Here is a 24081-nt window from a genome sequence, read left to right as displayed (position 1 = left end):
GTGTCCCACCGTGCCCTCTGTGAGAGCCCAATCTGTTCCGCGATGCGTTTCCCACAATCTACGGGCGCGCGCCGCCGCCGTCACGCGCCGCCGCCCGCCCCCCGGACCCGGACGCTTCGGTTGCCAAGCGGCGGCAGGCGGCCGATTTTGTCCGCACGACCGCCACCGCAACGACGCCGTCTCTCCGCCCGCGGCGCACCTTCGCCGCGCGGGGGACGGCTTACGACCATCGGAGCCCCCGACCATGGCCATCACCCGCGTTCCCCTGCGCGAGCAGGTCCATCACGCCATCATCGGCCGCATCCTGCGCGAGGAGCTGGCGCCGGGGAGCCGGCTCAGCGACTCGGTGCTGGCCGGCGAGCTGGGGGTGAGCCGCACCCCGATCCGCGAGGCGCTGCTGAGGCTGGAGCGCGAGGGGTTCCTGGAGGTGGACGTGGGGCGCGGCTTCTTCGTGAAGCCGCTCTCGGCGCGCGAGGTGCGCGAGGTGTACCCGATCCTGTGGACGCTGGAGATCCTGGCGCTGCGCACCTCGCCCCCGCCGCCGCGCGCCCGCCTGGCCGAGCTGGGCCGCATCAACGCCGAGATGGCCGGCGCCGCCGCCGACCCCGAGCGGAGGATCGACCTGGACGTGGAGTGGCACCGCGCGCTGCTGGAGGGGTGCGGCAACGAGCGCCTGCTGGAGATGATCGCCGGGCTCAAGGCGGTGATCCGGCGCTACGAGTACGCCTACATGCAGAACGCCGCGCACGTCCCCGTCTCCACCGGCCAGCACGAGCAGATCGCCCGCGCCGTGGAGGACGGCGACCTGGAGACGGCCGTCCCGCTGCTGGAGGAGAACTGGCGCTTCGGGATGGAGGATCTGCTCGGCTGGCTGGAGAACGGCGGGAGCGGGCGGGTGGCGGCGGCGCAGCGCGAGGCGACCGCCTGACACCAAATTTCCAGGGATCGTTCTGGATGGATTCTGATCCTCCACGAACGGCGAAAAGGCCTCACACGGAGTCAACGGAGTCAACAGAGAACCCCCGCAGTTCTCCGTTAACTCCGCTTCCTCCGTTTGAGACATTCAGTTATGGATCTGGATTGCGCTTGAGAAAGGCGCCCGGCATTCCAGGCGCGCGCCCTCAACAGGGTGAGCAGGCGGGCGAGCCAGGCGGGGCGGGGCTTGACCACCACGCGCGGGCGGTCCAGCGAGCGCGTCGCCAGCCGCACCCCTCCCGCGCGCAGCCGCTCGTCCAGGGCGCGGTCATCGCCGGGTTCCGAAGCACGAGAATCCATTACGGTTTCCTCTGCGCCTTCTCCCTCTCCACCCTGATCTCGCGCGTGGCGGAGGCGGTGGCGCCGGCGCGGGTGCGCACGGAGACCTCGATCACGTAGTCGCCGTCGGGGACGTCGGGGAGCGCGATGGCGAGCGAGCGGGGCAGCACGGCGCCGGCCTCGACCTCCTCGGACCAGCGCATCCGCACCGGCGTGGCCGCGCGCGCCAGCCCCAGCCGCTCGGCCGTGCGGCGCAGCCCCCCCACCCCGCGCCGCGAGAGCGCCACCGCGAGCGTGAGGGTGTCGGCGCGCGGGTCCAGCCCGTACACCTCCCAGAAGAGCCCCAGCCGCTCGCCGGGCGCGAAGCGCGTGGTGCCGCGCGCCAGCGGCGCGGCCTCGTCCAGCGAGGCGGGGCGCGCGGCGGAGTCGGCCAGCAGCAGCACGTCGGAGAGGGCGAGCCCCGGCGCCGCCGGCCGGCGCAGGTCCACGCCGTAGCGGGCGCGCGCGGCCCGGCGGCTGGTGCGCTCCAGCGCCTCCAGGCTCAGCATGGCCTCCTCCTGCGGCGCCCCCAGGCGCACCACGCCGCGCCGTCCGGAGACCCGCGTCCGCGCGATGCGCGGCTCGGCCGCCTCGTCGCGCTGCAGCACCAGCCCGGCCTCGAGCTCCGGGGCGGGCGGGAGGCTGTCGTGCTCCATCTCGAAGGCGGCCACCACCAGCACGCTGTCGCCGCGGCGGAAGACGGCCGCCTGGTGCGGGAGGCCGTCCAGCGAGCGGACCGCGCGCGGCAGGTAGGCCGTCCGGGTCCGGCGGGGGTCGTCGTCCAGCCAGTCGTCGACGCGGGCGCCGGCGGGCTGGCGCACCTGCTCCAGGCGCGGGAAGAACTCGCTGCCGTGCGGGGCGTGGTGGATGACCACCTGCGGCCGGCCGGCGGTCATGTGCGGGGTGCGGATCCGCTCCCACCCGACCGGCTCGCCGAAGCGCAGGTAGATCTCGCGCAGGTCGTCGCCCCAGGGGATGCCGTCGACCTCGCGCGCGCGGTCCTGGAAGCGGTCGACCATCAGCCGCGAGAAGTGCTCGGTCTTGCGGTCGTTGCCGGGGAGCGTCCAGAGCGGGTCGGCCAGCCACCACAGGCGCCGCACCGCGGCGGCGCGCGCGGCGGGGTCCATCCGGCGCAGGTCCCGCGCGTCGCCGTCGGGGAGCACGGGGCCGAAGTCGGTCCACTCGCGCCGCTCGGCCTCGGGCATCGCCTCCAGGGCCGCCGTGAAGGCGCTGTCGGCGCGGCCGTACTCGCCGGCCGCGTGCAGCGCGTACCCCTCCAGCGCCCGGCACCACCAGCGGGCGGCGCGGCACTCGCGCGCCGCCCGCGCGGCGTCGGACGCGCGCCCCGCCTGCACCAGGTAGCGCACGCGCTGGCCCGCCACCCACCCGTCGCCCGGGATGCGGGCGGCCGCCTCGTCCAGCCGCGCGACCAGCTCCGCGCGCCCGCTCCGCACCGCCTCCTTCTCGGGCGGCGGGGTCCAGTCGTCCTCCTCCTCGTCGTGCCAGACGCAGAAGCGCCCGATGATCTCGTCGCAGTGGCGGCCGCCGCCGCCCGAGTCGTCGGTCCACGGCAGGTTCCGGAAGCGCAGCGACTCGAAGCGCGCCTGCGCCTGGCGCGCGCCGCGCAGCGCCCGCGCCGAGTCGGCCCGCTGCTCGCGCACCGCGCTCACCGGCGACGCCCGCCCCTGCGCCGCGCCCTCCCCGGCGGCGAGCACCGTCCACGCGGCGGCGGCGAGGACTCGGGCCAGGGCGGGTCGCATCGGCAGGCTCCGGGGAAGGCGTGGAAGGACGCTCCGCCGCCAGCCGCCGCATCCCGCGCGCCAGCGGCATCGGGCACCGCGGTGGAATATAGACGAACGACCCGGCTCCCGCCGGACAGGAGGCGCGCGGAGGCGGGTCCACGGGCCGCGTCTCGCGCGATCCGGCTCGTCTTCCCCGCTGCAGCGTCCCCGACCGGCCGTGTCAACGCCGCACACGATTACGAAGTGTACGAAGGGACTCTGAACAGACCCCTTGTGGAACGCGCGAATGCGGGCTAGTTCTTTCCAGTGTAAGACAAACCAATTTATACAGTTTAGACGGCCGCGGGCCGTCTGCCGGGTGAGGCCGCATGGCATCGCCTGAGCGCAGTGCGCCCATCGAGGCCATCCGCGAGGCGGCACGGCTCGCGGTGGAGGCCGTCTCGCTGCGGGCGGTGGCGCGCGAGGTGGGGTTGAGCGCCATGGGGCTCAGCCACTTCATCGGCGGCCGCAGCCCGTACCCCGCCACCCTGCGCAAGCTGAACGCCTGGTACGTGGGGTGGGCCGCCCGCCGCCCCGGCGTCACGGCCGACACCGCGCGCGCCTCGCTGGCCGTGCTGGTGAACGACCTCCCCGAGGCGCTGCGCGACCAGACGGCGGCCAAGCTGCTGGGCACCCTCTCCGAGGCGTACCGCGAGAGCGGCGTCCCCCCGCCCGCGTGGGTGGGCGACCTCGACCCGGCCGGGTAGCCGGCGCGCCGGACGGCGCCCGCGGATTGCGCACGTCGGAGCGGCTCCACCTGTCACATCCGCGCGAGGGCGGGCATTCTCCTTCCTGTTCGTGAGCGGTTCGATCGACCACCACGTGACAGGAGGACTGCCATGCCGCGTACCTTCGTCCGCCAGCTCCTCGCCGTCGGCGCGGCCCTGGCCGTGCTGGCCTGGGCGCGCGCGGTGCACGCCGGCCCGCCGACGCGCGCGGCCTCCGAGGCGGCGCGCGTCCAGGCGCACCTGGACGGCGCGCTGGCCCGGCTGCGCGCGCGCGACGTCTCCGCCCTCACCCCCGCGCAGCGGGCTGCGCGGGCGCGCGCGGTCGAGCGGCTGCAGCGGTACCGCGACGCGGGGCGCTTCCCGCACAACCACGACTTCCCCGGCCGGCGCGTCCCCTACTTCGTCGACCGGCACGGGACGCCCTGCGCCATGGCGTACCTGATCGCCGCGTCGGGGCGCGGGGACCTGGTCCGCCGCGTGGCCGCCACCCGCAACAACGCCCGCGTCCGCGAGCTGGCCGGCGATGCGGAGCTCGTGGCCTGGCTGGAGGAGAACGGGCTCACCCTGGAGGAGGCGGCGCGCGTGCAGCCCGAGTACGCCTGCGGCTTCGCCACTCCCTGCCCGGAGCCGGAGGAGGAAAACCACGACTACGAGATCGCCACGGCGGCCTCGGGCGTGGTGAACGGCGCCATGATCGCGCTCAACCTCCCGGGCTCGCGGGGCGTGGGGCGGGGCGCGCTGGCCGTGGCGACGGGGCTGGCCAGCGTGGGGCTGGGGATGGCCGGGGCGCACGGCGACGCCGGCATCCCCTACGTGGCGTTCAACTTCGGGATCGGCTCCGTGGCCGCCGCGCTCGGGCTGCAGACGCTGACGGGCAGGAACGGCGCGGACACGGCCCTCCGCCGCGAGATCCGCCTGGCGCCCGGCCGCGACCTGACGCTCAGCGCCACTCCCCTGGCCTCCACCCGCGGTGCGGGGGTGAACCTGAACCTGCGCTTCTGACGGCGGGTCCGGATGAGCTGCGGGTGATCGGAAGGTGGCGACAGGCATCTGCTCGGCTCGCCATCCACCAGAACCGTCGAGCAGATCCCTCGGGCCGCTACCGCTCCCCTCGGGATGACATCTGAACAGTCGAAGTTGCGGGTCGACATGAAGACGACGGCGGGGCGCCCGGATCGTGCCGGGCGCCCCGCTCGTCGTACGGCCGCGTGCGTCAGGGTGCGCCGTTGTCGTCGATGCGCGCGCCGTCTTCACTGTCATCGTCCGGTGTGAGGGTGGGGACGGCGCTCAGCCGTTGCCGTCGATCTTGGCGCCCGCCGGCGCGCACTTGCGTGGAGAGTCTCATCGTCCGCTCCAGGGAAGGGTTTCCGTGACGGTCCTGCGGGTCCCAGTGTAAGCGGATGCGAGGGCCCGCGCCGGGGCCGGGGGACGAGCCCCGCCGGGAAGGGCCGGGGCGAGCGGGGCGGGGACGGGTGAATTCTTCGGGGGGAGAGGAGGCCCGGCCGGACGGCATCGGTTCCACGCGAGAAGTCCGGCCGGGCCCATGCCGCGCGAAAGCTTCCGCTCGCGCGTTCGGCTGCGATGTGTGGTCCTGGCGGGGCCAGGTCGAGCACCGGACGAGGCCGCCGCCCACGTGCCGCGGCGCCATCCGCGAACGCCGCCTCGACGGGACGGGCACTCGTCCTTTCCACGCTCCTGCCGCCCCGCGCGGGGCGGCGCCAGGGACGGCCGTGCGGCCTCCCATACAATGCCGGTCAGCGTTGTCGAGCCCCGTTCGCCCGGAGCCCGCTGGCGGGGTTGAGCCCGCCGCACTTTCGAGCGGGAGTCAGGCCGGCCGGCTCCGGCGCCGCTTCCGCGCATCCTGCCGCGAACGAATCAGCCGCCATCCACACCCTCCTCTTCACAGGACCTGCCGCCGTGGCCGGGGTGGGCGCCGCGACGCCCGCCCCCGGCTGGATCTGTCACCCGCCGTTCGGGTCGATGACGACACCCTCGCCGGCGCGGACGTGAGCAGTGGTCCGCATGATGTGACTCCGCGTTCGATCAGGCGTGGCCGTCCGGGTCGACGGTGGAGCCGGCCCCGGCGCGCACGCTCGTGGTGGTGTTCATCCGTCCCTCCTGGGCTGATGGTCAGGCGCGCCCGTCGGGGTCCATGATCGACCCCTCTCCGGCACGCACGCCGCTGTCGGTCTTCATCCGTCTAACTTCCTCTTCTGATTACGGTTATCCGCTCCCCGAGCCGGAGTTGGAGCTCCCCGAGCCGGAGTTGCCGTTGGGGCAGAGGCCGGAGCCTTCGCCCGCGCGGACCGTGGTGGTGATTCGCATGTCTTCGTCCTCGCCTGTCGTGGTGTGCGGCGGGTCGTCACCCGCCTTTCCCGGAGCTGCCGCCGGACCCTCCGCTGCCGCTGGGGCAGATGGCGGGACCTTCTCCGGCGCGGATGGTGGTGGTGACTCGCATCGATTTCCTCTCGATCTGGAACGGTGAAGCGCCGGCTCAGCCGCCGCCGGGCCCCGAGCTGGAGCCCGAGCCGCTGCCGGGGCCGGGGTTGCCGTTGGGGCAGATGCCGGAGCCCTCGCCGGCGCGAACACTGGTCGTGGTGGTCATCGCGCACCTCGCGTGAGGGTGGCGCCCCGCGCCGCGTGCGCGGGACGGATGCAGGATAGCGCAGGTCGGCGAGCAGCAGGACGCGTGCGGTGCGAGGCGCGGTTCGCCGGGCCGAGGCGCGCCCGGCGGGGACCGGACGACGGGGCGCGGACCGGCCGCGGGGCCGGGCCGCGCCCCGCGCCCGCCGCCCCTCCCGGCGTTCAGCCGTTGGGATCGATGTGGGAGCCGTCTCCCGCGCGGATGCTCGTCGCGGTCTTCATCTATGCCTCCTCGGGTGGATTCACCCGCTGATGGGGTTGCCGTGCGGGTCGAGGCCGCTGCCTTCGCCCGCGCGGATGCTGGTGCCGGTCTTCATCCGTGGTTCCTCGAAGCTCTCACCCGCCGATCGGGGTGCCGTGCGGGTCGAACCCGTTCCCCTCGCCGGCGCGGATGCTCGTCGTGGTCTTCATCTATGCCTTCCCGGGTGGATTCACCCGCCGATGGGGTTGCCGTGCGGATCGAGCCCGTTGCCCTCGCCCGCGCGGATGCTGGTGGCCGTCTTCATCTTCACGTCCGGTGCAAAGGTGTCATGCATCGCCGTTGGGGTCCCAGCCGCCGCGTCCCCCCGCGCGCACGTGCGTCGTCGTCGTCATCGTCCGTCTCCCGGGTTCGGCCGCCGCGGCACCATGCCGGGCGGCGCCTCGCGTGGTCACCGACCGCCGTGGGGATCGAGGCCGTTCCCATCGCCGGCCAGAACGCCGCTGCTGGTCTTCATCGCCGCTCCTTTCGATCTGCGTCCGGGGGCTCACCCGCTTCCGCTTCCGCCGCCCGGTCCGGAGTTGGAGCCGGAGCCGCGGTTGCCGAGGGGACACAGGGCGGGTCCCTCCCCGGAGCGCACATGCGTGGTCGTCTTCATCGTCCCTCTCCCTCGTCGCTGCTGGTGTGGTCACCGGCCGCCGTGGGGATCGAAGCCGTTCCCGTCCCCGGCCGGTACGCCGCTGCGGATCTTCATCGTCCTCTCCTCCGGGGTGGCGCCGCCCCGGCGGGGTGCCGGGGCTCATGAGTAGAACGAGCGAGGCGGGGCGGATTCGTCAGCGGCGGTACGAGTTCCCCTGGCGCGTGCCGGGGCGGTGCTGGAGAGGGACGAGATGTGATCCTGAATCGCTGAGATTCGGTCTGGAGTCAGATCTGAGCCGAATGTCTCACGCAGAGCAGCAGAGTCAGCAGAGTCGACTGAAGAGGTTTCTCTGCTGACTCTGCGTGAGGCCCTGCCGTTTTCCGGATTAGGGATCAGCCAACCTTCCTCGCCTCCACAGGTCCCCCTCGAATCGTTCCTCTTGACTTCCGACAGGAACGGACGCACTCTCCTGTTGTGTTTCGACAGGAAAGCCCCCGCAGCCGGAGCCGCACATGACCCAGCCGCCGCCGTCGGATGTGCTCCGCGGCACCCTGGACCTGCTGATCCTGAAGACGCTGGCGCTGCAGGCGATGCATGGGTGGGGGATCAGCCAGCGCATCCAGCAGCTCTCGCAGGGGGTGCTGGACGTGAACCAGGGCTCGCTCTACCCCGCGCTGCAGCGGCTGGAGCACCGCGGGTGGATCGAGAGCGAGTGGCGCGCGAGCGAGAACAACCGCCGGGCCCGCTACTACGCGCTCACCCCGGCCGGCCGCCGGGCGCTGGGCGAGGAGACGGAGAGCTGGCGCCGCTACGTGGGCGCGGTGGAGTCGATCCTCGGGACGGCGTAGGTCGAAACGTCGGTTCGAAGTGCTGAGTGCCAGGACACACACGAAAGACCCGGAGACCACCCATGGGACGCCTGCGCGGGCTGGCGGCGAGGCTCCGCTCGCTGCTCCGGCGGGAGGAGCGCGACGCGGAGATGGACGAGGAGCTGCGCTTCCACCTGGAGATGGAGACCCAGAAGAACCTGAGCGCCGGGATGGCGCCCGACGAGGCGGCGCGGCGGGCGCGCCTCGACTTCGGGGGCGTGGAGGGGACCCGCGAGGCGCTGCGCGACGGGCGCCGCGTGGGGTGGCTGGAAGACGCCTGGGCCGACGCGCGCTACGCGGTGCGCGCGCTGCGCCGCTCCCCCGGCTTCGCGGTGGTGGCCGTGGCCACGCTGGCGCTGGGGATCGGCGCCACCTCGGCCATGTTCGCCGCGGTGGACATCGCCCTGCTGCGGCCGCTCCCCTACCCGCGCGCCGACCGGCTGGTGCGCATCTACCAGGGGAGCGGGCCCCAGAGCCTCTGGGGGATCTCGATGGCGGAGTACCTGGCCGTCGTGGAGCAGCAGCGCAGCTTCGTGTCGGTGGCGGCGCTGACCGTCCCGGGCGAGGCGGCGCTCACGGGCGGCGGCGAGCCGGAGTGGGTGCAGGCGAGCCGGGTGACGGCGGGGCTCCTCCGGACGCTGGGGGTGAGCGTCGCCGAGGGGCGGGACTTCGGCGCGGGGGAGGACCGCCCCGGCGCGCCGCCCGTGGCCGTGGTCACCCACGCGTTCGCGGAGCACCGCTTCGGCCGCGGCGCCGGCGCCGTCGGGCGCGAGATCGTGCTGGACGGGACCAGCCACACCGTGGTGGGCGTCCTGCCCCCCGGGGTCCGCGACCTGGCGGGGTTCCGCGCCGACGTGTGGCCGGTCCTGACGGTCGAGCCGCCGCCGCGCCGCGGACCCTTCCTCCTGCGCGGGTTCGCGAGGCTCAGGGACGGGGTGGCGCCCGAGGCGGCGGCGCGCGACCTGGCGGGGATCAGCGAGCGCATCTTCCCCCTGTGGGCCTCGAGCTACCAGGACCGCTCCTCCCGCCTGACGCCGGTGCCCCTGCGCGAGACGATCGTGGGCCGGGCGCGGCGCCCGCTCGCGGTGTTCTCGGGGGCCGTGGTCCTGGTGCTCCTGATCGGCGTGGCCAACGTGGCCAACCTGGTGCTGGTGCGGGCGTCGGGGCGCCGCAGGGAGATCGCGCTGCGCTCGGCGCTGGGGGCGGGGCGGGGCCGGCTGGCGCGGCTGCTGGCGGTGGAGAGCCTGGTGCTGGCGGCGCTGGGCGGGGCGGCGGGCCTCCTGGTGGCGTACGGCGGCGTGCGGGCGCTGGCGCGGCTGATGCCGGGGCTGCCGCGGATCGCGGAGGCGCGGCTGGACCTGCGCACGGTGGCGTTCGCCGCCCTGGCGGCGCTGGGGAGCGCGGTGCTGGTGGGGGCGTATCCGCTGGTCTTCACCCTCTCGCGCGACCTGGCGTCGAGCTTCCGCGGCGCCGGGCGCCACGCGTCGGCGGAGCGGAAGACGCGCTGGTTCCAGGGCGGGCTGGTGGTGGCGGAGTTCGCGCTGGCGCTGCCGCTGCTGATGGGCGCGGGGCTCCTGCTGCACAGCTTCGTGCGGCTGCAGCGCGTGGACCCCGGCTTCGACCCGGAGCGGCTGCTCGCCGTGCGCGTCTCGCTCCCCGATACGCGCTACCCCGACTCGCTGGCGGTGCAGCGCTTCTGGGACGAGGCGCTCCGGCGCGTGCGCGGCGTCCCCGGCGTGGCGGAGGCCGGGCTGACGCTCTCGCTCCCGCCCGACGACCCCGGCGACGAGAACAACTTCGAGCTGCTGGACCGCCCGCGCGACGACGGCAGCCAGCCCGTGGCGCCCTACTCTCCGGCCACGCCGGAGCTGTTCCGCGCGCTGGGCGTGCCGCTCCTGGAGGGCCGCCTGTTCGACGCCCGCGACGACGGCGACGCGCCGCCGGTGGTGGTGGTGAGCCGCGCCTGGGCCCGGCGCTACTACCCGGGCGAGCGGGCGGTGGGACGGCGGCTGCGCTCGGGCGGCTGCAGCGAGTGCCCGCCCCGGACGGTGGTCGGGGTGGTGGGCGACGTGAAGTACTACGGGCTGCAGGGGGGCGGCGAGGCGATGTACCTCCCCTTCCTGCAGGACACCCGTACGGCGATGAACCTGGTGGTGCGGACGGCGCGCGACCCCGGAGAGGTGGCGGCGGGGGTGCGGGCGCGCATCCGCTCGCTGGACCCCGACCTGCCGCTGGAGGGGATGGCGACGATGGAGGAGCGCCTCTACGACTCGATGACCGGGCCGCGCCGGTGGACGCGGCTCCTGGGCGCCTTCGCCGCGGCCGCCGTGCTGCTGGCCGCCATCGGCATCTTCGGGGTGATGTCGTACACGGTGGCGCAGCAGCGGCAGGAGATCGGGGTGCGGATGGCGCTGGGCGCCACGCCGGCCGCCGTGGTGGGGCTGGTGGTGGGGCGGGGGATGCGCCGCGCGCTGCTGGGGGTGGCGCTCGGGGTGGCCGTGGCGGTGCCGGCCGCGCGGGTGCTGAAGGGCGTGCTCTTCGAGGTGGGCGCCGCGGACCCGCCCACGGTGGCGGCGGTGACGGCGCTCCTGTTCTCCGTGGCCCTGCTCGCGTGCTGGCTCCCCGCCCGCCGCGCGGCCCGCGTGAACCCGGTGGAGGCGATCACCGTCGAGTAGGCCGCAGGCCGGGTCCGGAGTCCCGCGGGAAGTCCAACCCTACCGACTCACCTCACCGGAGGATCGATGAGGATCATGATCTCGCGCGCACGATTCTACGCGGCCGCGGCCGCGCTCCTCGCGGCCTGCGCGGCGCCGGCCGCGGAGCTGCGGGCGCAGGCCGGCGACCCGGCGTCCGACCTGGTCGGCCTGTGGAAGGCGAAGCGGCGCTTCGGTCCCGATGCCCGGGGCCCGCTGATCGTGGAGCGCACCGGCGCGGGCTACACCGCCGACATGATGGGGTTCACCGTTCCCGTGCGCGTGAACGACGGCGAGCTGTCGTTCGAGCTGCCGAACCGGGAGGGAGCCTTCCGCGGCAGGCCGCGGGCCGGAGGTGCGATCCGCGGCTTCTGGTTCCCGGGCGCGATCGGAGGGGGGTCGCTGGGCGCCGCCACGCCCGTGACGTTGCTGCCGAAAGGACGGAACCGGTGGTCCGGGCAGGTGGTGCCGCTGGACGACGAGCAGACCTTCTACCTCCTGGTGAGCAGGCGGCCGGACGGCTCGCTGGCCGCGCTGCTGCGCAACATCGAGCGCGACTACGGCGCGCTGCTCGGCGTCAGGGGCCTGGTCCGTACCGGAAACGCGATCGAGCTCGTCGGGAGACGCGGCGCGCAGACCCGTGACACCGTGCTGGTCGCCGGGTCGTTCGACTCCGCGCGGCAGGTGATCACGCTCGACTTCCCCTACCGCGGCGGGAGCTACGACTTCCGCCGCGACGACGACGACCAGAGCGCCTTCTATCCGCGCGGCAGGCGCCCGGCCCGCTACGTCTACCGCGTGCCGCCCGCCCTGGACGACGGCTGGGCGACCGCGAGCGTGGACGAAGTCGGGATCGACCGCGCGGCCGTCGAGCGCCTGGTCCAGCAGCTCGCCGACATGTCGATGGATTCGATCAACGCGCCGCAGGTCCACAGCCTGCTGATCGCGCGCGGCGGCAGGCTGGTGCTCGAGGAGTACTTCCACGGCGAGCACCGCGGCAAGCTGCACAACGAGCGCTCGGGCTCGAAGAGCGTGACCGCCACCATCGTCGGCGCGGCGATGCTCGCGGGCGCGCCGCTCCGGCTGTCCACGCCCGTCTACCAGGCCATGAACGGCGGTGCGTTCCCGCCCGGCCTGGAGCCGCGCAAGCGCGCGATGACGCTCGAGCACCTGCTGACGATGTCGTCCGGCTACTTCTGCGACGACAACGACGAGGCCGCTCCGGGCAGGGAAGACGGCATGTGGCAGCAGACGGAGGAGCCCGACTTCTACGCGTTCACGCTGAAGCTGCCGATGGCCACGGCGCCCGGCGAGAAGGCCGTTTACTGCAGCATCAATCCCAACCTGGCGCTGGGCGTCGCGGGCCGCGCGGCGGGGGAGTCGCCGTTCTACCTGTTCGACCGCCTGGTCGCGGCCCCGCTGGACATCGGCCATTACGCCTGGACGCTGGACCGCGCCCGCAACCCCTACGGCGGCGGCGGCATGGCCTTCTTCACGCGCGATTTCATGAAGTTCGGACAGCTCATGCTCGACGGCGGCACCTGGCGCGGCCGCAGGATTCTCGGCCGCGAGTTCGTCGCCCGCGCGACTTCGCCCCTGTACCGGATCGGCGAGCGCGGGTACGGGCTCGCCTGGTGGCGTGAAGAGAAGCCTTATCGGAACGGCACGGTGCAGGGGTTCGCCGCGCTCGGCGCCGGCGGCCAGATCGTCATGGTGTTCCCGGAGCTCGAGCTGGTGGTCGCGACCAACGGCGGAAGCTACTCCAGCCGCGGCTGGCGCTACCTCGGGGGCGAGCTCATTCCCAACATCCTGCCGGCCGTGCGGGCATCGCGTTGAGGGCGGCGCGTCCGGCACACCGGGAGCCACGCAGGCGGACTTCGGTCGCCGCGGCTCCACCCGCCGCAACGCCCGCCCCGTGCGCAGCCGCGGCGACGCCGTCACCGCGGAAGCCGAGCACGGCTTCCCGGCCCGGCCGCCCGGTTCGACCCCTCACCTCGCGGAGGACCGATGACGGCAGGCCCGCTCGCCCCGCTTCTCCTGGCGCCCGTGCTCGTGCTGGGCGCCGTCCGCCCCGCGCCCGCGCAGGCTCCGGCCGATCCGGACTCCCTGGTCGGGCTGTGGGCGAGCGAGACGCACTTCGGCCCCGCGCTCCGCGGCGAGCTCACCCTCCGCCGGCAGGGCGGCCGCTGGCACGCCTCCCTCGCCGGGGCCGAGCACGACTTCCCGGCCCGGCCCGGTGAGATCCGCTTCTCCCTGCCGGGCGGCCGCGGCGGCTTCCGCGGCAGGCTCGCGGAGGATGGGCGCACCATCTCCGGCTTCTGGCTGCAGCCGTCGGGCGAGACCGAGGAGCGGCGGAACCCGGGCGGCTCGGGACAGCCGTTCGCGACCCCGCTGGTGCTGAACCGCGCCGGCCCGGACGCCTGGCGCGGCATGGTGGTGCCGCTCGACGACCGCTTCACCCTCTACCTGAAGGTCTTCCGGCAGGGGGAGGGGCTGGTGGGCGCCTTCCGCAACCCGGAGCTCAACTCGAACGGCGGCGCCTCGCAGTTCCAGGTGACGCAGGGCCGCGACTCCGTCCGCTTCGTCGTACGCTACGAGGGCGGCGAGATCAGCCACGCGGCGGCCTTCCTCCGCTCGCCGGACCGGCTGCGCATCGCCTGGCCCGACCTCGGCCGCACCCTCGAGCTCACGCGGCGCACGCCCGCCGAGGCCGCCGCGTTCTTCCCGCGACCGCCGGAGGAACCTCCCTACGTCTACCGCCGTCCGCCGGCCACGGAGGACGGCTGGGAGACGGCGCCGGCCGGCGAGGTGGGCCTCGACGAGGCGGCGCTCGCCCGGCTGGTGCAGCGGATCGCCGCTTCCGACCCCGCCGCCCGCCCCCCGGTGCTGATCCACTCGCTCCTGGTGGCCCGCCGCGGCAGGCTGGTGCTGGAGGAGTACTTCTTCGGCCACGGCCGCGAGACGCCGCACGACGTGAGGTCCGCCGGGAAGACCTTCGCCTCGGTCCTGCTCGGGGCCGCGACGATGCGCGGCGCCCGCATCTCGCCCGAGACGCGCGTCTACGACCTCTTCCGCCCGCGGGGCCCCTTCGCGAACCCGGACCCGCGCAAGGACCGGATCACCCTCGCCCACCTGCTGACGCACACGGCGGGGCTCGCCTGCGACGACAACGATCCCGACTCGCCGGGGAACGAAGGGACGCTGTGGAGCCAGGAGGGGCAGCCGGACTGGTGGAGGTACACGCTGGACCTGCCGCTGGCGCACGACCCCGGGTGGCGCTACGCGTACTGCTCGGCCAACATCAACCTGGCGGGCGGGGCGCTCGCCGTGGCGACCGGCACCTGGCTTCCCGAGCTGTTCGACCGGGAGGTGGCGCGGCCGCTCCAGTTCGGCCGCTACCACTGGAACCTGGCGCCGAACGGCGAGGGCTACCTCGGCGGCGGCGCCTTCCTGCGGCCGCGCGACCTGCTCAAGGTGGGACAGGCGTATCTCGACGGCGGCGTCTGGCGCGGGCGGCGGATCGTGGACGCCGCGTGGATCCGGCGCTCGACCACGCCACGGGTGGAGATCAACGAAGAGACCACCGGGCTCAGCGCCGAGAGCTTCGGCAACTTCTACGGGCACGGCCAGGACGCGCTCGCCTGGCACGCCAACCCGCTTTCGTATCGCGGCCGCCGCTACTTCGCCTACGCGGCGACCGGCAACGGCGGCCAGATCCTTCTCGTGGTCCCCGAGCTCGACCTCGCCGTGGTGTTCACCGGCGGCAACTACCGGCAGGGCGGAGTGTGGGGCCGCTGGGGGCCGGACATCGTGGGCGGGGAGATCATCCCGGCCATCCGGGACTGAGCCTGTGGTGGGGTCGGCCCTCGAAAGAGCGTGGGCCGGCGCGTGTTCTCGCGCCGGCCCGCGGCGTTCAGCCGTTGTCGTCCATGCGGGGGCCTGCGCCCGCGCGGAGCTGGGTGCTGGTCTTCATCGTGGTCGACGAGCTGGGTGGATGGATGGCCGGCGGCGTGGAGTGCGCGGCCAGCGGGGTCGGCTCAGCCGTTGTCGTCGATGCGTGGGCCCATGCCGGCCCGGAGCTGCGTGCTGGTCTTCATCATCGCCTGACGAGAGGGTGGCGGGTGCCGGCGGCGCGGAGGTGCGCCGCCGGCGGGTCGGGATCAGCCGTTGGGGTCGATGCCGCAGCCGACGCCGGCCGCGACTGTGGTCTGGACGCGCATCGGTCGCTCCTTTCCGGAGGCTGGTCCGGTCCCGCGGCGGCCGGGCACGGGCCGCCGGTGAAGCCGGACGCGGGTCGAGGGTGCGGGAGAGCACCGCCTGGATGATCGCGTCCTCCTGATATGCCGGGTCAGCCGTGCGGGTCGATGCCGGTTCCCTCACCGGCCCGGATGCCGCTGTCGACGTCCATGATTTCCTCCGTTCGAGCTGAGCTCGATCGGTCAGCCACGGTGGCGCGAAGCCGCGCTAGTGGCTGCCGTGCGGGTCGAGACCGGCGCCTTCGCCGGCCTTCAGCGCGCTGCGGATCTGCATCGTGCCCTCCCTTCCGGTGGTCCGCGCCGGCTCAGCCGTGCGGGTCGAGGCCGGCTCCGTCGCCGGCGCTGATGGTGCTCAGGATCTTCATCTCAGCCTCCTTCGAATCGGCTCAGCCGTGCGGGTCGATGCCGGTGCCGTCGCCGGCCCTGGTGGCGGTCTGCAGTCTCACGCTCCACCTCCGTTCGGACTGTGATTCCGCCGCCCATCGGAACGACGGGCGGCACAGTATGGATAGACGCGGGGCGGGCATGCCGGGCAGGACCGCGGTACGGGCGCAAACAGGGAGGAGACAAGCGGTAACGGCGGGGGGACGACCGGAGAGGTAGCCGGGGAAGGATGTGCGTGGGCAAAAAAGGCCACGGCGCCCGGTCGGGCACCGCGGCCTACGGCGTGGATCAGCCGTTCTCGTCCCAAATGGCCTTTGCGGCCGCGCGTACCTGGGTAGTCACGTTCATGGATGGCTCCATGTGGTTGAAGTGGGTTGCCGGTCCGGTCCGCTGCCGGCGGGGCGCCCGGCCCGGCGGAGCAGGCGAGGGCTTCCGCCTGCTTCGCCCATCAATCTGCATGCGTGGACACCAGGTTCCGCGTCGCGTGTGACGAGGTGGCGCGGGCCGGGGTGGACCGACCCGGGCATTCACTGAATTGCGTTCGGCGCGCCTGGAGGGAGATGGAAAGCGGCGTGAAGAACGTACGAAAAACCGCGGCGCCCGGGTGGGCGCCGCGGTCGGCTGCGTCGTCGATCAGCCGTTCGGGTCGATGCCGAAGCCTCGCCCCGCGTGGATGGCGGTGGTGGTGTTCATCTCGTTTTCCCTCGTCGTGAGGGGAGGCGCTCAGCCGTTCGGATCGGCGCCGAGACCCTTCCCCGCCTGAAGGCTGGTGGTCGTTTTCATCGCTGCCTCGTCAGCTGTGTGCGTCAGGGTGCGCCGTTCGGATCGACGCCGAACCCCTGCCCCGCGTGCAGTCCGGTGGGGGTGTTCATCGCTGCCTCGCCTGGTGTGCGTCAGGGTGCGCCGTTGGGATCGATGCGAACGCCGGTGCCGGCCCTCACGTGGGTGCTCGTCCGCATGGCTGTTTCTCCTGGTCGAAGTGGAAGGCGCTTCAACCGTCGGGGTCGATGCAGGGACCGAGTCCCGCGCGGATGCTCGTCGTGGTGCTCATCTCGCTCTCCTCTCTTGCCCGAGCGGCTACGGGCGTCGAAGGGATCTCCGAAGCCGCGGCGGGCTAGGGGGCGCCGTTGGGGTTGATCATCGACCCCTCGCCGGCGCGGACGTGTGTGTGCGTGCTCATGGTTCGCCTCTGTCCTGGGGACTCAGCCGTTAGGGTCGATCAGGACCCCTTTGCCGGCGTGGATGCCGGTGGCGGTGTTCATCTCGTCCTCCCGAAGCGCGGTGGATCAGCCGTTGGGTCCATCTGCGATCCCTCGCCCGCGCGAAGGCCTGTGGCGGCGTGCATGGTCGCCTCGCTGTTCAGGGTTTGCCGTTGGGGTCGATCAGGACCCCTTCGCCGGCGCGGATGCTCGTCGTGGTGTCCATCGCTCGTTCTCCTTCTCCCGCGCCAGGCGGGTCAGGGGTCGCCGTGGGGATCGATCCCGGGCCCTTCGCCCGCGCGCGTGCCGGTAGCTGCGCGCATGGGTCGTCTCCCCGTCAGGGTTTGCCGTTGGGGTCGATCAGCCAGCCCTCGCCCGCCCGGATTCCCGTCCGTGTGTCCATCGTCCACCTCCCGGTGCGGAAGTCGTCAGGGCGCGCCGTTGCCGTCGATGTCCATCCCGGCCCCGGCCCTGACCGTCGTGTTCGTCTTCATCGCGGCCGCCTTTCAGCCGTTCGGGTCATCCCGCCGCGACTGCCGGCGAGGACGCTCGTCCGCGTGTGCATGATGGTCTCCTCTTCAGGGTGCGCCGTTGCCGTCGATGCGGGGCCCGAAGCCGGCCCTGAGCGTCGTGGACGTCTTCATCGTGATCCTCTTTCAGCCGTTCGGGTCCATGGTGCCGCGGGAGCCGGCGCGGAGGCTGGTCCGTGCGTGCATCGGAGCCTCCCTTCCTGGAGTGCGGCGTGGTGGTCTCAGGCTCCGGTGGACGAAGCCCGCGGCGCGCGGAGGTGCGCGCCGCCAGAGGAAAGATCGCCAGGCGGAAGCGGGGGATGAACGGCGATGGTCCGAAGCGCCGTAAGGAGGGACGTGGCGGGGAGATGCGGGACGATCCGACAGGCGGCCCAAGCGCTGTCGCGACGAATGGTTACGGGTGGGCGATGACCAGCAGCGACGGCGCGCGCTCGACGGCCACGCGCAGGCAGCGGGCGAGGTTCCCGGGGTCGAGCGCGGCGAAGCTCTCGTCGAGCACCACCACGTCGCCGCCCTGCAGGAGCGCGCGGGCCAGGAAGAGGCGGCTCTTCTCCCCGTGCGAGAGCTGCCATCCGCCGTCGCCCACCATCTGCATGAGCCCCGCGGGCATGCGGTCCAGCAGCTCGCCCAGGCCCAGCGCGCGGCAGAGCTCCTCCGCCGCCTCCAGGTCGTCGGGCGAGGGCGGCCAGCCGCGGCCCATCAGCAGGTTGAAGGCGAAGGTCTCGGTGAGGACGTGGTTCTCGTGGAACTGCGGCGCGGCGGCCACCCGGCGGCGCCACTCGGCCGCGCCCACCGTCCAGCGGTCGAGCCCGCCCAGCAGCAGCGACCCCGCTTCCGGCTCGCGCAGCCCGGCGAGCAGCGAGGCCAGCGTCGACTTCCCGGCGCCCGACGGGCCCTCCAGCAGCACGCGGTCCCCGCGCACGACGCGCACCGCCACCTCCTCGAACACCGGCGCCCCCCGCCCGCCGTGCCGGAAGCCGAGCCCCGCCGCCTCCAGCACCGGCGCCGCCTCGTCTTCGTGAGACGACGATGCGCCGGGCATGGCCCGCGCCTCCCAGGCGCCCACCGGCTCCGTGCGCGCGGCGGCGCGGAACAGCTCGCCCACGCGCTCCCAGGCGATGGCCGCATCGGGGAGCTGCGCCAGCGCCGGGGCCAGGCGGGCGAGCGACTGCCAGGCCAGCAGCACGCCGCCGAGCGCCACCGCGATCTCCGCCGCGCCGCCGCCCCCGCGCGCGAACGCCGGCGCCAGCCCCAGCAGCCCCACCGCCAGCCACCCGCGCCCGGCGAGCGAGGAGAGCCGCGCGGCGGCGCCGTCCATCCGCGCCGAGCGGTCCAGGTAGCGGTCGAGCTGCTCCTCCTCGGCATCGTGCCAGCGCTCCGGCTCCTCCTGCGCCAGCCGGGTGCGGTAGCCCACCATCCGCTCCACCAGGTCGTGCGTCATCTCCAGCCGCGCCCCCGTCCACCGCCTGCGCACGCGGTGGTAGCGCCACGCCAGCGCGCCCACCACGCCCAGCCAGGCCAGGAGCAGCAGCGCGTGCGGCCACCCGCCCGCGCCCGCCGCCAGGACGAAGAGCGCCGCCGCCAGCTCGATGGCGCCCAGCACCGCCGCGAAGCCGCCGGAGAGCGCCAGCGCCTCCACCGCCTCCGACTCCACCACGCGCCCCAGGAGCTGGCCCGCGCCCTGGTGGCGGATCTCGTCCGGCCGCAGCCGGAGCGCGCCGTCCAGCAGGCGCCGCTTCAACAGCACGCCCGCGCGCGCCGACAGGAGCCCCTGCCACCAGGTGGAGAGCGCCCGCAGCGGCACCGCCGCCGCCAGCACCAGCACCCACCCGGCCAGCCAGCCGCGGTCGATGCGCCCCGACAGCGCCCCCGCGCCGATCAGCGCCCAGGCGGCGAGCCAGAGCGCGTACTCCGCCGCGTGCGCCGCCACCAGCCGCGCCAGCAGCCCTCCGAGCCCGCCCTCCGCCGCCTGCCGCGCCAGCGGAGCGCCGGGCCGCGGGCGCAGCAGCCAGCAGCCGCCCACCCGCCGCGCGCCCAGCCGCTCCGCCAGCAGCGCCGCCCGCGCCCGCTCCCGCCGCCGCGCGGGGACGCCCGCGCGCGCCAGCACCCGGTCGACTCCCTCCGCCAGCGGCCGCTCGATCGGCCCGCACACCGCCGCCCGCAGCTCCGCGACGGGGAGCGCTTCGACGCGCCGCGTGGGGGCGAGCACGCGCACCTCCCGCTGCCCGCCGCGGGCGACGGCGAGGTAGCGCTCCCCCTCCCCCGACGGGACGTGCAGGAGGGCGGGCGCGCAGCCGGCGAGCATCCCCTCCACCTCGGCGTAGGCGCTGTCCACCGGCTCCGCCTCCAGCCCCAGCGGCTCGACGGCGGCGGAGAGCCAGCGCTCCACCTCGTGCGCGGAGGCGCCGGCTGCGGGCGGCGGGGGGAGCGTGGCGGGCGCGTCCGCGGCGAGCCCGGCGCCGCGCAGGAGGAGCGGCAGCGCCTCGGCGAGCGCGGCGGGCTCCCAGGCCAGACGCGCGGCGGCGCTCACCGGTCCTCCTCGCGCAGCGTGCCGTCCGCCAGCACCAGGCGGCGCCAGCGCGCGGCGGACCAGAGCCGTTCGCGCACCTCGGCGTCGGCGTCGAGCAGCCCGCGGTAGCGCGAGCAGGGGAGCGCGGCCAGGTCGGCGGGGGCGCCGTCCTCCACCACCCGCCCGTCCTCCATCACCAGCACGCGGTCGAAGCGCGCCGTCTCGCCCACGTCGTGGGTGACGCAGAGGAGGGTGGCGCCGCGCCAGGCCCGGCGCGCCCGGGCCAGCAGCGCGCGCCGCCGCTCGCGGTCCAGCCCGCGGAACGGCTCGTCCAGGATCGCCAGGCGGGCGTCCCGGCGCAGCAGCGCGCGGGCGAAGCGCACCCGCTGCCCCTCGCCGCCGGAGACGAGCCCGCCGCCCTCGCCGAGCGGCGTCTGCAGCCCGGCCGGGAGGCGCTGGACCACGCCGCGCAGGTCCGCCGCGTCCACGGCGGCGCCCACGCGGTGCAGCGACCCCGCCGGCGCGCCGTAGCGGAGGTTCTCCGCCAGCGGCCGGTTCCAGAGCCGCACCGCCGGGTCCACCCACGCCGTCTCCGCCCTGAGCCGCGCCAGCGTCTCCGCGTCGAGCTCCTCGCCGTCGACGATGACGACGCCGCGCGCCGGCCGGTGCCACCCGAGCAGCAGCCCCACCAGGCTCGACTTCCCCGCCCCGCTCGCCCCGACAATGGCCACGTGGCTCCCCGCCGGGATCGTGAGATCGACGTCGTGCAGGATGATGGTCCCCGCCGCCTCGACCCGCACCCCGCGCATTTCAACTTCAACCCCAGTGCGTGAGTGCGTGAGTGCGTGAGTGCGCAACGGCACGGTGGGCCGAGGCGCATCGCCATCCCCCACTTTCGCACTTTCGCACTCTCGCACTTTCGCACTAACGCACTCACGCACTTCCGCACTCACGCACTTCTCCTCAGGAGCATCGATCGGCTCGAACAGCCGGTGCGCGACGTTGCGGTACATCGGGTACTGGCGCGCCAGCAGGCCCAGCGCCTGGCCCAGGACGGGGATGGAGAGCGCCCAGTACGCCAGCAGGAGCAGCTCCGCCGAGGCCCCCTCGCGCGCCGCGTGCGCCAGGACGATCCACGCCGCCGCGCCGAAGCCCGCCGCCGCGGTGACGGCCCCCGCGGCGGCCAGCGCGCGGAAGAGGCCCAGGCTGGCGCGCGCCCACTCCGTCACCAGCATCTCGTGCTCGCGGCGGACGGCGCGCTCGGCGCCGTGCGCCCGCACCGGCGTGAGCCCCAGCAGCGCGTCCAGGTAGAAGCGGCTGAGCGCCCCCAGGTGGCTGCGCACGCGCAGGTCGCGCTCGGCCACGAAGCCGTGCAGCGCGAAGGGGACGGCGAGCGCGATGAGGACACCAATGAGAGCGGGGACGGCGCTGCGCGGGTCCAGCCAGACGATCGCCCCCGTGGTGAGCGCCAGCTCGCACGCCGTGCGGACGATGCGCCCGGCCAGGTCGGGGAGCGAGCGGAGGGCGTGGACGGCGTGCCCGCGCTCGGCCATGTCGCTGGTGAGGCGGCTGTGGAAGTAGCGGTCGCCCAGGCGCGGCAGCTTCGCCAGGAACGCCACCCGCAGCCGCGCCTCCAGGTGCCGCCCCGCGCGCCGGAGCCCCTGGGCGCCGCTCCAGTCCAGCAGCAGGAGGACGAGGGAGAGGAAGACCGCCGCCGCGAACACCGCCCCGCGCGCCAGCGGCGTCCCCAGCTCGCGCCCGGCGTCCAGCAGCCCGCGGAAGACGAGCGCCTCCAGCACGACGCCGAGCGCGGACGCCGCCAGCGCCGCGGCGAGCACCGCCGGGGCGAGCGCGCCGTCCTCGCGCAGGAAGCCGAGGAGCCGCCGTCCCGGGCTGGTCCGCGGCTCCTCGAGCGCCGCCCGCACCTCGCGCGACGGCTCCGGCAGCTCGGCGCCCGAGGCGGCCGCCTTCTCCCGGTCGACGAGCCTCCTGGCGCGGACGAGCACGGCGCCGCGCAGCAGCAGCCGCTCCTCGCCGTCCTGACCCGGCGGGTGGGGGCGCACCATCCAGTAGGCGGCGGGGACGACCTCCGTCTCCTCCCCCTCCGGTAGCGCCAGCGCGTCGTCCACCAGCGTGCGCAGCGCCCGCCCCGCCTGCGCCCCCCGTGCGAGCGCGCCCCCCGCCGCGAGCGACGCCGTGAGCCGCACCGCCGCGTCCAGCGTCGCCATCCCGCGCCAGCACGGACCGCCGGCGGCCTCGGCGAGGAGCGACTCCGCCTCGCGCCGCAACCCCAGGCGCGCCAGGCGGGCCCGGAGCGCGGCGGTGCACTCGTCGCCGCGCGCCCACTCCTTCCAGGCGGCGGCGGGGACGGGGAGCGCGTGGATGTAGAGGTCGGAGACGAACTTCGCGCGGGAGTGGAAGCGCCGGCCCACCGCGGGGTCCATCACCTGCACCACCCGCCCGTGCGCCCGCCAGGCGACGACGAAGTGCGTGGTCCCCCCGGGGTTGCGGACGACGACGATGGCGGGGAGCGCGTTCGCCTCGGGGAGGAGGAGGTGGTCGGCCGGGAGCATCACCTGCTCCGCGTCGATCCCGAGCTGGCGGGCCACGACTTCGACCGAGTCGATCGACGTACCGTCGACGTCCGTCTGGCAGGCCTCGCGCAGGCGGCCGTAGCCGGCGGGGATGCCGAAGCCCGCCGCCAGCGCGGCCAGCGCCGCCGGCCCGCAGTCCAGCGCCGAGCTCTGGATCACCTCCGGCGCCAGCAGCCGGCGCGGGCGGTCAACCGACGGCAGCCTCACCGCGCCTCCTCCTCCCCGCGCAGCGCCCGGGCGACCCTGCCCGCGAAGAGCGCCGCCGGCGTCACCCGCGCCACCGCGATCTCCAGCGTCCCCGCCAGCCCGTGCTGGAGGGGGATGGCCGGAGGCGCGTCGACCACCTCGCACTCCACGCGCACCCGGCCGCCGCGCGGCTCCGTCCCCACCCGCGCCACGCGGGCGAGGACGCTCCCGTAGCGCGTGGGCTCGAAGCCGGCCAGCCTGAGCCGCGCTGTCTGCCCCGCGCGCACCCGCCCCGTCGCGCGCACCGGCAGCTCCGCCACGATGCGCAGCCGCCCGTCCGGCACCACCTCCGCCACGCGCGCGCCCGCCGCCAGCACGCCGCCGGGGCGCAGGGGCTCGACGCGCGCGAGCCGCCCGTCCACGGGCGCGCGGATCGTCTTCCGCTCCACCTCCAGCGTCCACCGCCGCTCCGCCGCCCGCAGCCGCGCGGCCTCGGCCTCGGCCGCGGCGATCTCGCCGCGGAGCGCGTTCAGCCGCGCCTCGGCCTCGGCCACCGCCTGCCGCCCGCGCGCCTCCTCCAGCGCCGCCGTGGAGCGCGCCGCGTCGACGGCGGAGGCGGCCCGGTCGCCCGCCGCCCGCGCGCGCTGCAGCTCCGCGTCGGCGAGGGTGCCCGCGGCGTGCAGGGCGGCCGCGCGCTGCTCCTCGCTCCTGGCCAGCCGCTCGCCGACCTCCGCGTCGCGCACCCGCGCCGCCCCCTCGCGCGCCGCGGCGGCGAGCGCCTCGCGGGAGCGGGCGAGCGCGCCGCCCTCGTCGCCCAGCCGCGCCACGAGCGCCGAGCGCTGCGCCGCGAGCGAGGCCAGGCGGGCGCGCTCGCGCTCCAGCTCGATCCGCTCCGCGCCGGCGTCCAGCACCACCAGCACCTCGCCCGCGCGCACCGCCGCGCCCAGCCTGAGCCCCGGCGCGGCCACCACGCGTCCGCCGGCCGCCGCGTCCACCGGGTGCACCGCGCGCCCGGCCTCCACCCGCGCCCCCGCCGAGGTCTCGTAGAGCGTGAGCCGCGCCGCCGCCAGCCACGCGGCCCACGCCGCCAGCAGCAGCACGCCGGCTACTTGAAGCGCGATGGAGCGCCGCGCCCCATCCGCGCGCAGCGCCCGCGTCGTGCGTGAAAACGGAACGGCCATGGAAGTGCGAAAGTGCGAAGTGCGAGAGTGCGAAAGTGGAGCAGACGAGATTCGCTGCCGGTGCCGGAGGTCGCGCCGATCAGCCCGAAGGGCTTCCCGTAGTTCCAGCGAGCGTCTTCAGGCGCTCGCTAATCGGCGCTCGTCACCGGCGCTCGCGGTCGGCGCTCGCTGCGCGCACGGCCCCACGCTCGAATCTGCATCGGCGGAAAACACCCGGAGACGATGATGGGACGAGATGCGCGGGCAGGGGACGAGCACGCAGGCGGCGGCTGCAAAGCGTCCGCGTCGTGGGACGAACGCCGTGTGGGGGCGACACGCCCGGTCCCATTTTGTCCTTCGCGGGGAACCCCGGCGCTTCCCGCAGGGTGTGTTGCGCCGCGGCAGCGCGGCGGCCCG

At 74.9% G+C, this 24081-nt stretch carries 12 protein-coding genes; 7 read left to right on the top strand and 5 right to left on the bottom strand.

Annotation, left to right across the window (positions count from 1 at the left end; all coding sequences use genetic code 11):
* Positions 1–244 precede the first annotated feature (244 nt).
* Positions 245–928 (top strand): GntR family transcriptional regulator, encoded by a 684-nt coding sequence (locus VF746_23205; protein HEX8695339.1) that lies wholly within the window; start codon positions 245–247, stop codon positions 926–928.
* A 346-nt stretch (positions 929–1274) separates the two neighbouring features.
* Here VF746_23205 and VF746_23200 read toward each other — a convergent pair whose 3' ends face one another.
* Positions 1275–3053: a hypothetical protein gene (locus VF746_23200; protein ID HEX8695338.1), complete on the bottom strand. Its 1779-nt coding sequence runs from the start codon at positions 3051–3053 to the stop codon at positions 1275–1277.
* A 350-nt stretch (positions 3054–3403) separates the two neighbouring features.
* Between VF746_23200 and VF746_23195 the strand changes: the two genes are divergently transcribed.
* Complete coding sequence (locus VF746_23195) at positions 3404–3781, top strand: hypothetical protein (GenBank protein ID HEX8695337.1); 378 nt, start codon at positions 3404–3406, stop codon at positions 3779–3781.
* 132 nt (positions 3782–3913) lie between these two features.
* On the top strand, positions 3914–4804 hold the full coding sequence (locus VF746_23190) for a hypothetical protein (protein HEX8695336.1): 891 nt from the start codon (positions 3914–3916) through the stop codon (positions 4802–4804).
* Between the two features lie 211 nt (positions 4805–5015).
* Here VF746_23190 and VF746_23185 read toward each other — a convergent pair whose 3' ends face one another.
* Positions 5016–5147, bottom strand: coding sequence for a hypothetical protein (locus tag VF746_23185; protein HEX8695335.1), 132 nt, complete (start codon positions 5145–5147; stop codon positions 5016–5018).
* Positions 5148–7796: 2649 nt separating this feature from the next.
* On the opposite strand from VF746_23185, the gene VF746_23180 reads away from it, so the two are divergent.
* The 4 genes from VF746_23180 (at position 7797) to VF746_23165 (ending at position 14692) form a co-directional block, all read left to right on the top strand.
* Positions 7797–8132 (top strand): PadR family transcriptional regulator, encoded by a 336-nt coding sequence (locus VF746_23180; GenBank protein HEX8695334.1) that lies wholly within the window; start codon positions 7797–7799, stop codon positions 8130–8132.
* A 62-nt stretch (positions 8133–8194) separates the two neighbouring features.
* The gene (locus VF746_23175) at positions 8195–10828 is read left to right on the top strand and encodes an ABC transporter permease (GenBank protein HEX8695333.1); all 2634 of its coding nucleotides are present in this window, start codon (positions 8195–8197) and stop codon (positions 10826–10828) included.
* A 66-nt stretch (positions 10829–10894) separates the two neighbouring features.
* Positions 10895–12682, top strand: coding sequence for a serine hydrolase (locus tag VF746_23170; protein ID HEX8695332.1), 1788 nt, complete (start codon positions 10895–10897; stop codon positions 12680–12682).
* 171 nt (positions 12683–12853) lie between these two features.
* Positions 12854–14692, top strand: a complete 1839-nt coding sequence (locus VF746_23165; GenBank protein HEX8695331.1) for a serine hydrolase domain-containing protein — start codon at positions 12854–12856, stop codon at positions 14690–14692.
* A gap of 2917 nt (positions 14693–17609) precedes the next feature.
* Here the strand turns inward: VF746_23165 and VF746_23160 are convergent.
* Genes VF746_23160 through VF746_23150 form a run of 3 tightly spaced genes read right to left on the bottom strand, consistent with a single transcriptional unit; the run spans position 17610 to position 23685 of the window.
* Positions 17610–19745, bottom strand: a complete 2136-nt coding sequence (locus tag VF746_23160; protein HEX8695330.1) for an ABC transporter ATP-binding protein — start codon at positions 19743–19745, stop codon at positions 17610–17612.
* The gene (locus VF746_23155; protein ID HEX8695329.1) at positions 19742–22525 is read right to left on the bottom strand and encodes an ATP-binding cassette domain-containing protein; all 2784 of its coding nucleotides are present in this window, start codon (positions 22523–22525) and stop codon (positions 19742–19744) included. Before VF746_23155 ends, VF746_23160 begins: the two co-directional genes overlap by 4 nt.
* Positions 22522–23685 (bottom strand): HlyD family efflux transporter periplasmic adaptor subunit, encoded by a 1164-nt coding sequence (locus VF746_23150; protein ID HEX8695328.1) that lies wholly within the window; start codon positions 23683–23685, stop codon positions 22522–22524. The genes VF746_23155 and VF746_23150 overlap by 4 nt, the downstream gene beginning before the upstream one ends.
* Between the last annotated feature and the right edge of the window lie 396 nt (positions 23686–24081).

The sequence above is a fragment of the Longimicrobium sp. genome, assembly GCA_036389795.1.
In the GTDB taxonomy this organism is placed as follows: domain Bacteria; phylum Gemmatimonadota; class Gemmatimonadetes; order Longimicrobiales; family Longimicrobiaceae; genus Longimicrobium.
Note: the sequence above shows the minus strand (reverse complement) of the source record. Positions and strands in the feature narration are given on the sequence as shown.

Bases quoted from the DNA above. Each gene is read 5' to 3' on its own strand.
- VF746_23200 (HEX8695338.1), bottom strand. From the start codon at position 3,053: ATGCGACCCGCCCTGGCCCGAGTCCTCGCCGCCGCCGCGTGGACGGTG.
- VF746_23180 (HEX8695334.1), top strand. From the start codon at position 7,797: ATGACCCAGCCGCCGCCGTCGGATGTGCTCCGCGGCACCCTGGACCTG.
- VF746_23195 (HEX8695337.1), top strand. From the start codon at position 3,404: ATGGCATCGCCTGAGCGCAGTGCGCCCATCGAGGCCATCCGCGAGGCG.
- VF746_23170 (HEX8695332.1), top strand. From the start codon at position 10,895: ATGAGGATCATGATCTCGCGCGCACGATTCTACGCGGCCGCGGCCGCG.
- VF746_23205 (HEX8695339.1), top strand. From the start codon at position 245: ATGGCCATCACCCGCGTTCCCCTGCGCGAGCAGGTCCATCACGCCATC.
- VF746_23175 (HEX8695333.1), top strand. From the start codon at position 8,195: ATGGGACGCCTGCGCGGGCTGGCGGCGAGGCTCCGCTCGCTGCTCCGG.
- VF746_23165 (HEX8695331.1), top strand. From the start codon at position 12,854: ATGACGGCAGGCCCGCTCGCCCCGCTTCTCCTGGCGCCCGTGCTCGTG.
- VF746_23150 (HEX8695328.1), bottom strand. From the start codon at position 23,685: ATGGCCGTTCCGTTTTCACGCACGACGCGGGCGCTGCGCGCGGATGGG.
- VF746_23185 (HEX8695335.1), bottom strand. From the start codon at position 5,147: ATGAGACTCTCCACGCAAGTGCGCGCCGGCGGGCGCCAAGATCGACGG.
- VF746_23190 (HEX8695336.1), top strand. From the start codon at position 3,914: ATGCCGCGTACCTTCGTCCGCCAGCTCCTCGCCGTCGGCGCGGCCCTG.